This is a genomic window from Streptomyces prasinopilosus (genome assembly GCF_001419695.1).
GTDB lineage: Bacteria > Actinomycetota > Actinomycetes > Streptomycetales > Streptomycetaceae > Streptomyces > Streptomyces prasinopilosus.
In genome coordinates, this window is record NZ_LIRG01000310.1 from 1 (window position 1) to 10,305 (window position 10,305).

Consider the following 10,305-nt stretch of genomic DNA (forward strand, 5'->3'; position numbering starts at 1 on the left):
GTTCGACACCTTGGTGCCGGCCGGCCCGTCCGGCACCAAGGTGTCGAACCAGCCCCGGTAGTCACCGGCCTTCACCACGAAGCCGTGCAGCAGGTAGCCGTACAGGGTGCCCGCGCCGAGCGCCGTGAACCACAGCCGGCGGCCCGGCACCCAGGCGAAGAAGCAGGCCGTCAGCAGCAGGGAGCAGCCGAACAGCACCAGCACCATCACCGGACCGGCCCACCACGGCGCGCCCAGCTCCTGCGCGGAGTCACGGTGGTAGAGCCACCCGGTGGTCATCCGGGGTTCCGCCCACCAGGCGAGTGCCGGCGCGGAGACGAACACGGGCACCGCCAGGATCTGCACCGAGCGGCGGCGCACCAGGTGGAAGTGCTCGGGCCTCAGGCACAGGCCGAGCACGAAGTACGGCAAGAACTGCAGGACGCGCTGCAGGTCGAGGTCGTCGCCGATCCCCGGGGAGACGCTCGCCAGCATGGCGAGGCCGAGCGCCAGCGGCAGCGGGTGGCGCACCGCCCTCCAGATCGGCGTGGTCAGCCGCCAGACGAACAGCGCGCACAGGAACCAGGTCAGGTACCAGGGGTCGAGAAGACTGATCTCCTGCCGCGGATCGCCGTCGACGACCCGCTTGAAGAGTGGATAGGCCGTCTCGAAGACGACGTACGGCACGACGACGCCGGTGACCAGCCGCCGCAGCCGGTCGGGACGCAGGTCGAAGCCGCGCGAGAAGAAACCGGAGACGATGATGAAGGCCGGCATGTGGAAGGCGTACACGACGGTGTACGCGGCCTCCATGAACCGGCTGCCGCCCTTGATGGGCTCCCAGAAGTGGCCTATGGCCACCAGCACGATCGCCAGGTACTTGGCGTTGTCGAAGAACGCGTCCCGCGGCTTGCCGGACTCCGGCGCCCCGCTCCTCGGCACGCCGGCCGGCGGCGCGCCGGTTCCCGGTGACGGGGCCGGGGAAGGCGGCGTCCTGCGGTTGCCGTTCGGGCGGGGCGAGTCCGTCACAGGGCCACCCGCCGGGGACGCGGGGAGGAGGGGACCGGCGCACTCGCTGCGCTTCCGGGGGACGAGGCAGCGTGGAACATCTGAGGCACCCTAGCGTTCACCGCGGGAAGCGTAAAACTCCCCCGCCATTCCGATTCCCCTTTCCGGACCCCCGCGATCCGTGAATGCCGGACGGCATGACGGCATGACGGACGGCGCGCACCGAACGCGCCGTCCGGCCAGGGCCCGGGGCGCCCGGTACGCCCTTCTTGCCCCGGTTTCTCACGGGTGAAAGGTGGACGTATGCCCCCTCGGCCCTGCCGAAAGGGTGTCCGCTTCATTCCTCTCCGGGGCCTGGCTGGGGGCTTGTCGGGATAGGTGCGGCGGTAAGGGGGAATGCCCGCCGGGGAGTTGTGCGGGAATGGCGCCGGTCCGGTCGGATTTCATCCGCGAGTGACGAGTCGAATTCCCGTGCGGGGCCGCGCCGTCGACCCCGTGCGGGTTCCGCTCCGCGCCCGGGCGGGACCCTCCCCGTCCCGGCGCGGCACCCGCCCGACACCCCTGCCGCGCACGTCCGTTCGCCTCGCGCGGACGGACGCGCGCGGGACCGCCGACCGGTGTGAGGCGGATGATGCGTCACGAGCCGCATAGGCCGCCCCTGTTGGTGGCACGATGGTTCTGGCGGGGTGCGCGGGGATGCGTCGCCCGGACCGGACGAGCGGACCGACCAAGGGTGTGATCAGTTGTGGCCATTTCACTGTCTGTGGTGCTGCTGTTGGCGATCATCCTTGTAGTAATGATCAGAGGCGGATCCATCAAGGCCGGACCCGCGCTCGTCGCGATCCTCTTCGGCTTCTTCCTCGCCTCGACGGGCATGGCCCCGTCGATCAACCGCTTCATGGACTCGATAGCGGACATGATCAACTCGATCAGCTTCTGAGAACGCGAACGAGGCCGGCGGAGGAGCGAACCTCCGGCCGGCCCCGAACCGTATGGAGCGGGCGACGGGAATCGAACCCGAGTAGCTGGTTTGGAAGACGCCGTATGCGGATCGCGGCTGACCTGCCAAGCCCCTGACCTGGTCCGGAGCGCAACTGACGCCGCGGTTCCCCGTGAGTCCCCGGAAGATCCCGCCTGACCGGGCACGGAACAGGCACGCCGACCACAACCTCTGTCGAGGCAGTACTTCGCTGTGGTACCGCAATTGGGTGGCCCGGAGCTGATCACGGTGGCACCCTGGCGCGATGGAGCCCGTGGACGCACAGGACAACCTGCGGTATCTGCTCAACGAGTGGGACCCGATCGGTGTGGCCGATCTTGTACAGGACGAGTACGACTGCCTCATAGGCCCGATCCTCAGTCGGCTGACTCGCGGAGCTGAGCGGGCAGAGATGCGGGAGTTCCTATGGCACGAGCTGACGGAGCACTTCGGCTTGAGCCGCCCTTACGACGTGGATGGAATGGCGGACCGCCTCACCGCCTGGTGGACGTCGATCCGCACGCAGGAAGTCTGAGCAGTGAGAACGGCCCGGTGCGGCCCAGGGACGGCCTGACAGCCGAACGCTTAGCCACGATGGTGGGGCATTTAGCGGAGCGCCCATGACGGGCTCGGCCACATCGCGGCAGCAGCTGCTCCCCCTCAACCCATCTCCCGGCACTGGTCCGTTCACGCTGTGGCATCAGTGACGGCGGCGGTACGGCGGCCTGGTTATGCCGCCCTTTTCTGCCCGGCCTGGCCGCCCGGCCCCACCCCTTCCGCTGCTTGCCTGATCGACAGCACAACGGCCTTGGCCGCAGTCGGCGGCGCTCGTGCCACGTAAACCGCTCAGCGATGCCGCCCCTCTCCATGGGCTGTACGGGTTGCTCCCACCTGCTCCCTGCACGCGGCGCGCCGCCGGGCGGGGCCAGCCAAGGCGGAGACAGGAGGCAGACCGCGCCGCAGAGGCGGCGCGCGCCCGCGCCGTGCGCGGGCCCTGACGAGGTAGAGAAACCTGTAACAGCTCGTGGCCGATACAGGGCTTGGCGCTGGTAATGCCTCCGTGGTGGTCTGGGAGTGCAGGGCGCACACGAGGAGGCAGGGTGCAGCCTTTACCGGATGACTTGGCGCAGAACCGGCCGGGCGATGCGGTGCGCCGTAAGATCCGGGAGTTGCAGCCGAATCCGGTGCTGAGGCTGATCGATCGCTGGCGGCCCGACTCGGAGATCCGTAGCTGGGCGGACGGACTTACAGGTGAACGGCTTACCGGCCGGATGCTGGACCGACTCAGGGGCCGTGGCTGGTTCACCCTCCACGCCATCCAATGGGCGAGCGGCGCGGATGTGGACCACCTCGCCATCGGTCCCGCCGGCGTCTTCTCCGTCAACTCCCAACGGCACCGAGGGAAGACCGTTTGGTACGGCGATACCGCCATCACGGTGAACGGCTTCTCGACTCGGCATGTCGCGGTTAGTCAGGCCGAGGCTCGGCGCATCTCGCGGGCCTTGACCGCACGCTGCGGAGTCGACGTTCCCGTCCGCCCCGTGATCTCTGTGGTGCACGCAGCAAAGCTCACGATCAAGGGAGTCAATCCGCCGGTGCTCGTCCTTCCGGTCGAACGACTCGCCGGAGTCCTGTCGGGGCTGTCGCCGATGCTCCTGCCGGATCAGGTGGCGCGCATCTACGCCGTGGCGCGAAACGCCCGAACCTGGGCCGGCTGATCAGGTCTCGCTGGTGTAGCCCAGCGCATGCGCGAGGGCGCGCATGTCCCCGGGCGCTCGTGCTCATGGCAGGTTTCCTCGGGCTGCGCTGGAGAGAGCTGATCGGCCTGCACCGCCGTGGCATCGACCTCGACCAGGGTGCCGCGCGCGTTCGCCGGTCGGTCGCGGAACTCAACAACGGGCGACGGGAGATCAAGGCTCTCAAGAGCGCTGCCGGCAAGAGAACCGTGTCCATCCCGACCCTGATCGTTCCGGGCATCCGCGAGCATCCGACGCGGTACGCCGAACCGGGTGCGGACGGGCGAGTGTTCATCGGACCGAAGGGTGCGTCCCCGCGCCGGAACCACTTCAACCGGCTGTGGCGCAAGGCGTGCCGCGATGCCGGTGTCAAGGGCCTGCACTTCCATGATCTTCGGCACACCGGCAACACGCTCGCCGCATCGACGGGAGCCAGCACGCGCGAGCTGATGGCATGCATGGGTCACATCACCGCCCGCGCCGCGCTGATCTACCAGCACGCCAGTGCCGAACGGGACCGGCTGATCGCCGACGCCGTTTCCGGTCTTGTCAACCGGGGTCGGAAGAAGACCCGAACGGGCACGGAAAAGGAAGATCAAAAGCCCGAGGGGCACGCGGGGGACACGGCGGACTGAGCGGGCCCCCGGAATGCGATCAGGGCCAGACGGAGGAATGATCCTCCGACCTGGCCCTGACCCGTGTGGAGCGGGCGACGGGAATCGAACCCGCGTAGCTAGTTTGGAAGACTAGGGCTCTACCATTGAGCTACGCCCGCACAGCGCGTACCGCACGCCCTGTGGGGCGCGGTACTGACAGGCATCGTAGCGGGTGGTGCGCCCTCGTCGCACACCGCGTGCCCGTTCCGGCCCCCGTGGTCGGGCCGCGCCCGGTGAAAGGGGGCGGCCCGGCCGGGCGTCGGCATGTACCCTACGTGTCGCACCAGACGGGGTGTGGCGCAGCTTGGTAGCGCGTCCGCTTTGGGAGCGGAAGGCCGTGGGTTCAAATCCCGCCACCCCGACCAGTCACCCGATCACCCCCGGTGATCGGCTTTGGGGCGCTGTACCCGCTGCCGTTACTATGCAAGCTGCACGCCCGTGTGTCTCATCGTCTGAAGTCTCCGGGCTGCGAAACGGCCGGACCGTTCTGGTCCCGGTGGAAATCCAGAAGTCAGCCACAAGGAGACCGAACCGTGAAGAGCGCCGTGGAGACCCTGAACCCGACTCGGGTTCGGCTCACTGTCGAGGTGCCCTTCGAGGAGCTCAAGGACAGCCTCGACGCGGCGTACAAGAAGATCAACCAGCAGGTCACGGTGAAGGGCTTCCGCAAGGGCAAGGTCCCGGCCCGGGTCATCGACCAGCGCTTCGGCCGCGGTGCGGTGCTGGAGGAGGCGGTCAACGACGCGCTCCCGAAGTTCTACACCGACGCGGTCAACGAGGCCGAGCTGAACCCGCTGGGCCAGCCCGAGGTCGACATCACGGAGCTGAAGGACGGCGAGACGCTGAACTTCACCGCCGAGGTCGACGTCCGCCCGACCATCGAGATCCCGGACTACTCCGGCATCGAGGTCGAGGTCGACGCCGTCGAGGTCACCGAGGAGGACGTCGACAAGGCCGTCGAGGAGCTGCGCGAGCGCTTCGCCTCCACCACCCCGGTGGAGCGCGCCGCCGAGGACGGCGACGTCGTCACGATCGACCTCGAGGCCAAGGTCGACGGCGAGGTCCTCGAGGACGGCATCGCCAACGGCGTCTCCTACACCATCGGCTCCGGCGAGCTGCTGGACGGCGTCGACGCCGCGGTCACCGGCCTGTCGGCCGACCAGGAGGCCACCTTCACCTCCGAGCTGAAGGGCGGCTCCGCGGCGGGCAAGGAGGCCGAGGTCACCGTCAAGGTCACCCAGGTCGCCAAGCGTGAACTGCCCGAGCTGGACGACGAGTTCGCGCAGATGGCCTCCGAGTTCGACACCCTCGAGGAGCTGCGCGCGGACAGCCGCAAGCGCCTGGAGAACATGAAGCAGTACGACCAGGCCACGCAGGCCCAGGAGCGCGTCCTGGACAAGCTGCTCGAGCTGGTCGAGGTCCCCGTCCCCGAGAAGCTGCTCGAGGACGAGATCAACACCCGCAAGCACAACCTCGAGCACCACCAGCTCGGCCAGATGGGCCTCGACCTCGAGAAGTACCTCGAGATCCAGGGCAAGACCGCCGAGGAGTTCGACACCGAGACCCGCGAGGCCGCGGTCAAGGGCATCAAGACCCAGTTCGTCCTCGACCAGCTGGTCAACCAGGAGAAGCTGAACGTCAACCAGGAGGAGCTCACCGAGCACCTCATGCGGCGCGCGGCCTCCTCCGGCATGTCCCCCGACCAGTTCGCGCAGGCGGTCGTCGAGGGCGGTCAGGTTCCGCTCCTGGTCGGCGAGGTCGCCCGCGGCAAGGCCCTGGCCTCCGTCGTCGAGAAGGCCACGGTCAAGGACACCAACGGCGAGATCATCGACCTCGAGGACGAGGAAGAGGACGAGACCGCCGAGGCCCCCGCCGCGGACGCCGACGAGGCCTCCGCCGAGGACAAGGCCGAGGAGAAGGCCGACAAGGCCGAGGAGAAGACCGAGGGCTGAACCCCACGTCTCCTCTGACGGACGTACGACGGGCCCCGCACACGTGTGCGGGGCCCGTCTGCCGTACGGGCGGCCCGTCCGCCGTGCGGGGGGCACCCGGCCGCACGGGGCCCCGCCGCCGCGGGCCCGCCGTGCGGGCGCGGCCGGCCGCCCGTGCCCGCGGACTCCCGCGGGCGGATCCACCCGCGCCGCGGGGACCCGGTGCACCCGGCGGAGCACCCTGCGCTCACAGCGAACACCCCCCGCTGCGGGATTCTCCGAAGGGGCCCGCGCGTTAGGGTCCATGAGTACGAGGGCAGGGGAGTCCGCGAGCACGGCCGGACGGCCCCACGCCCCGGCAGAACACGTGAGACGGCCCGGCGCCGTCGTAAGACGAGCAGGTGGATACGTGACGAATCTGATGCCTTCAGCCGCCGGCGAGCCTTCCATCGGTGGTGGCCTCGGCGACCAGGTCTACAACCGGCTGCTCAACGAGCGGATCATCTTCCTCGGCCAGCCGGTGGACGACGACATCGCCAACAAGATCACCGCACAGCTGCTGCTCCTTGCCGCCGATCCGGACAAGGACATCTACCTCTACATCAACAGCCCCGGCGGCTCCATCACCGCCGGCATGGCGATCTACGACACCATGCAGTTCATCAAGAACGACGTGGTGACCATCGCCATGGGCCTCGCGGCCTCGATGGGCCAGTTCCTGCTCAGCGCGGGCACGCCCGGCAAGCGCTTCGCGCTGCCGAACGCGGAGATCCTGATCCACCAGCCCTCCGCCGGCCTGGCCGGCTCGGCCTCGGACATCAAGATCCACGCCGAGCGGCTGCTGCACACCAAGAAGCGCATGGCCGAGCTCACCTCCCAGCACACGGGCCAGTCGGTCGAGCAGATCACCCGCGACTCGGACCGCGACCGCTGGTTCGACGCCTTCGAGGCCAAGGAGTACGGCCTCATCGACGACGTCATCCCCACGGCCGCCGGCATGCCGGGCGGCGGCGGCACCGGGGCGGCCTGAGCGGCCCACGGGAGCCCCACGGCCCCGTAGGACCCCCACCGGCCCCTCCGGGGCCCGGTGGCAGCCCCAGCAGCCCCGGCCGACCGCCTCAGCCCTTTTCCAGGAGACACCGTGAACGACTTCCCCGGCAGCGGCCTGTACGACCGCGCCCGCGCCGAGTACACCGGCCCCGCGGCCGAGTCCCGCTACGTCATCCCGCGCTTCGTCGAGCGCACCTCCCAGGGCATCCGCGAGTACGACCCGTACGCGAAGCTCTTCGAGGAGCGCGTGATCTTCCTCGGCGTGCAGATCGACGACGCCTCCGCCAACGACGTCATGGCGCAGCTGCTGTGCCTGGAGTCGATGGACCCCGACCGGGACATCTCCGTCTACATCAACAGCCCCGGCGGCTCCTTCACCGCCCTCACGGCGATCTACGACACCATGCAGTACGTGAAGCCCGACGTGCAGACGGTCTGCATGGGCCAGGCGGCCTCCGCCGCCGCCGTCCTGCTCGCCGCCGGCACGCCCGGCAAGCGCATGGCGCTGCCGAACGCGCGCGTGCTGATCCACCAGCCGTACAGCGAGACCGGCCGCGGCCAGGTCTCCGACCTGGAGATCGCCGCCAACGAGATCCTCCGCATGCGGTCGCAGCTCGAGGACATGCTGGCCAAGCACTCCACCACGCCGGTCGAGAAGATCCGCGAGGACATCGAGCGCGACAAGATCCTCACGGCCGACGACGCGCTGAGCTACGGTCTGATCGACCAGATCATCACCACCCGGAAGATGGACAACTCCAGCCTGCGCTGACGCGTGGGGCCCGGGAGGCTGTATCGTCTGCCGCCCCTTGGCACGGTTCATGACGATTCGCGTCGAGGCGAACCGTGCCGAGGGGGGCCCGAACGGGGGGCCGGGCAAGGTACCGTCGGACATAAGGCAGCACCAGGAGTCGTGGGACGTTGACGTCCAGGCGGCTCCCAGGCGAAGGGGAAGCACACCGTGGCACGCATCGGTGACGGCGGCGATCTGCTCAAGTGCTCGTTCTGCGGCAAGAGCCAGAAGCAGGTCAAGAAGCTCATCGCAGGGCCCGGTGTGTACATCTGCGACGAGTGCATCGACCTCTGCAACGAGATCATCGAGGAGGAGCTCGCCGAGACCAGCGAGGTCCGCTGGGAGGAACTCCCCAAGCCCCGCGAGATCTACGAGTTCCTCGAGGGGTACGTGGTCGGCCAGGAATCGGCCAAGAAGGCCCTCTCCGTGGCCGTCTACAACCACTACAAGCGGGTCCAGGCGGGGGAGAACGGCGGCGCCCAGAGCCGCGAGGACGCCATCGAGCTGGCCAAGTCCAACATCCTGCTGCTGGGCCCCACCGGCTCCGGCAAGACCCTCCTCGCCCAGACCCTCGCCCGCATGCTGAACGTCCCGTTCGCGATCGCGGACGCCACCGCCCTCACCGAGGCCGGGTACGTCGGCGAGGACGTCGAGAACATCCTGCTGAAGCTGATCCAGGCCGCCGACTACGACGTCAAGAAGGCCGAGACCGGCATCATCTACATCGACGAGATCGACAAGGTCGCCCGCAAGAGCGAGAACCCGTCGATCACGCGCGACGTGAGCGGCGAGGGCGTCCAGCAGGCCCTGCTGAAGATCCTTGAGGGCACCACCGCGTCCGTCCCGCCGCAGGGCGGCCGCAAGCACCCGCACCAGGAGTTCATCCAGATCGACACGACGAACGTCCTGTTCATCGTGGGCGGCGCCTTCGCCGGTCTGGAGAAGATCATCGAAGGCCGGGCCGGCGCCAAGGGCATCGGTTTCGGCGCGACGATCCGCTCCAAGCGGGAGATCGAGTCCAAGGACCAGTTCGAGCAGGTCATGCCGGAGGACCTGGTCAAGTTCGGCATGATCCCCGAGTTCATCGGCCGGCTCCCGGTCATCACCTCGGTCCACAACCTCGACCGCGAGGCCCTGCTCCAGATCCTCGTCGAGCCGCGCAACGCGCTGGTCAAGCAGTACCAGCGCCTCTTCGAACTCGACGGCGTGGAGCTGGACTTCGAGCGTGAGGCCCTCGAGGCCATCGCCGACCAGGCCATCCTGCGCCAGACCGGCGCCCGCGGCCTGCGCGCCATCATGGAGGAAGTCCTCCAGGGCGTCATGTACGAGGTCCCGTCCCGCAAGGACGTCGCCCGCGTGGTCATCACCGCGGACGTGGTCCTCTCCAACGTCAACCCGACCCTGATCCCGCGGGACGCCCGCGGCCGCGGACCGGGCGAGCAGAAGACGGCGTAACGGCGCGAGGCGGCGGCCACCGCCGCTCCCCGCCCACGCGAAGGGCCCCGGTCGGCAGACCGGGGCCCTTCGGCGTTCCCGCACCGGGCCGGAAGGCGCGGTGTCCTACGCGGGGACGCGCACGTCGTCGCGGAGCTTCGTGGTGATGTCCGCGGCGGCGTCCTTCGTGATGTCCTTGGTGTTGTCACCGGGGGAGACGACGGCGACCGTGCTGTAGTCGGCCCAGATGCAGAACCAGTTGGTGGTCGGCTTCTTGGTGAGGTTGTTGTTGCCCTTGCCCGCCTGGCACTTCATGACCGCGCCGTCGAGGTCGACCGCCTCGGGCTCGCCCACCAGCTCGGTCATGAGCTCGTTGGACGAGTTCTCCTCGGTCTCCTTCTCGATGTTGGCGAAGAGCTTGTCCACGGCCGCCTCGGGGTCCTCGACCTCGCCGTAGGCGCCGATGAACGTCACGCCCCTCGCCGTGAGCAGTTCCTCCTTGCCGGGGATGTCGGCCGGGTCGGGGTTCGTGGGGTCGTACTCGCTGAAGTCGGCCGTCGAGTACTGGGCGCCCACCGACTTGCCGTTCTTCACGCCGCCCTTGGCCAGGTCCTTCGTGGTGCCGGCACTCGCGTCCTCGCCGCCCTCGCCGACCCGCGTGTACTCGCCCATCACCGTCTTGGGCGCCGACAGCTTGTGCGGCCCGTCGTCCTCCAGGCCGCCCGCGCCGCCGCCCCCG

At 68.9% G+C, this 10,305-nt stretch carries 9 protein-coding genes, 2 tRNA genes and 1 pseudogene; 9 read left to right on the forward strand and 3 right to left on the reverse strand.

Annotated elements, in window-relative coordinates:
- A partial coding sequence (locus AOK18_RS13935; RefSeq protein ID WP_240503172.1) for an acyltransferase family protein occupies positions 1–921 on the reverse strand: 921 nt, incomplete at its 3' end.
- 811 nt (positions 922–1,732) lie between these two features.
- On the opposite strand from AOK18_RS13935, the gene AOK18_RS13940 reads away from it, so the two are divergent.
- The 4 genes from AOK18_RS13940 to AOK18_RS13955 all read left to right on the forward strand — a co-directional run bounded on the left by AOK18_RS13940 (position 1,733) and on the right by AOK18_RS13955 (position 4,337).
- Positions 1,733–1,927 (forward strand): hypothetical protein, encoded by a 195-nt coding sequence (locus AOK18_RS13940; protein WP_055570709.1) that lies wholly within the window; start codon positions 1,733–1,735, stop codon positions 1,925–1,927.
- A gap of 304 nt (positions 1,928–2,231) precedes the next feature.
- Positions 2,232–2,501, forward strand: coding sequence for a hypothetical protein (locus tag AOK18_RS13945; RefSeq protein ID WP_055694564.1), 270 nt, complete (start codon positions 2,232–2,234; stop codon positions 2,499–2,501).
- 565 nt (positions 2,502–3,066) lie between these two features.
- Positions 3,067–3,684 (forward strand): nuclease-related domain-containing protein, encoded by a 618-nt coding sequence (locus AOK18_RS13950; RefSeq protein WP_240503174.1) that lies wholly within the window; start codon positions 3,067–3,069, stop codon positions 3,682–3,684.
- A gap of 59 nt (positions 3,685–3,743) precedes the next feature.
- Positions 3,744–4,337, forward strand: coding sequence for a site-specific integrase (locus tag AOK18_RS13955; RefSeq protein ID WP_338119117.1), 594 nt, complete (start codon positions 3,744–3,746; stop codon positions 4,335–4,337).
- Positions 4,338–4,403: 66 nt separating this feature from the next.
- On the opposite strand, the gene AOK18_RS13960 is transcribed toward AOK18_RS13955, so the two are convergent.
- A tRNA-Gly gene (locus AOK18_RS13960) sits at positions 4,404–4,477 on the reverse strand.
- Between the two features lie 169 nt (positions 4,478–4,646).
- On the opposite strand from AOK18_RS13960, the gene AOK18_RS13965 reads away from it, so the two are divergent.
- The 5 genes from AOK18_RS13965 (at position 4,647) to clpX (ending at position 9,587) form a co-directional block, all read left to right on the forward strand.
- Positions 4,647–4,723, forward strand: a tRNA-Pro gene (locus tag AOK18_RS13965).
- A 168-nt stretch (positions 4,724–4,891) separates the two neighbouring features.
- Positions 4,892–6,310 (forward strand): trigger factor, encoded by a 1,419-nt coding sequence (gene tig, locus AOK18_RS13970; protein WP_055694565.1) that lies wholly within the window; start codon positions 4,892–4,894, stop codon positions 6,308–6,310.
- Positions 6,311–6,710: 400 nt separating this feature from the next.
- Positions 6,711–7,319 (forward strand): ATP-dependent Clp protease proteolytic subunit, encoded by a 609-nt coding sequence (locus AOK18_RS13975; RefSeq protein ID WP_055570713.1) that lies wholly within the window; start codon positions 6,711–6,713, stop codon positions 7,317–7,319.
- Between the two features lie 111 nt (positions 7,320–7,430).
- Positions 7,431–8,111, forward strand: coding sequence for an ATP-dependent Clp protease proteolytic subunit (locus tag AOK18_RS13980; RefSeq protein WP_055570714.1), 681 nt, complete (start codon positions 7,431–7,433; stop codon positions 8,109–8,111).
- A 189-nt stretch (positions 8,112–8,300) separates the two neighbouring features.
- Complete coding sequence (gene clpX / locus AOK18_RS13985) at positions 8,301–9,587, forward strand: ATP-dependent Clp protease ATP-binding subunit ClpX (protein ID WP_055570715.1); 1,287 nt, start codon at positions 8,301–8,303, stop codon at positions 9,585–9,587.
- Between the two features lie 105 nt (positions 9,588–9,692).
- Here the strand turns inward: clpX and AOK18_RS13990 are convergent.
- A pseudogene (locus tag AOK18_RS13990) lies at positions 9,693–10,305 on the reverse strand (hypothetical protein); the annotation flags it as partial.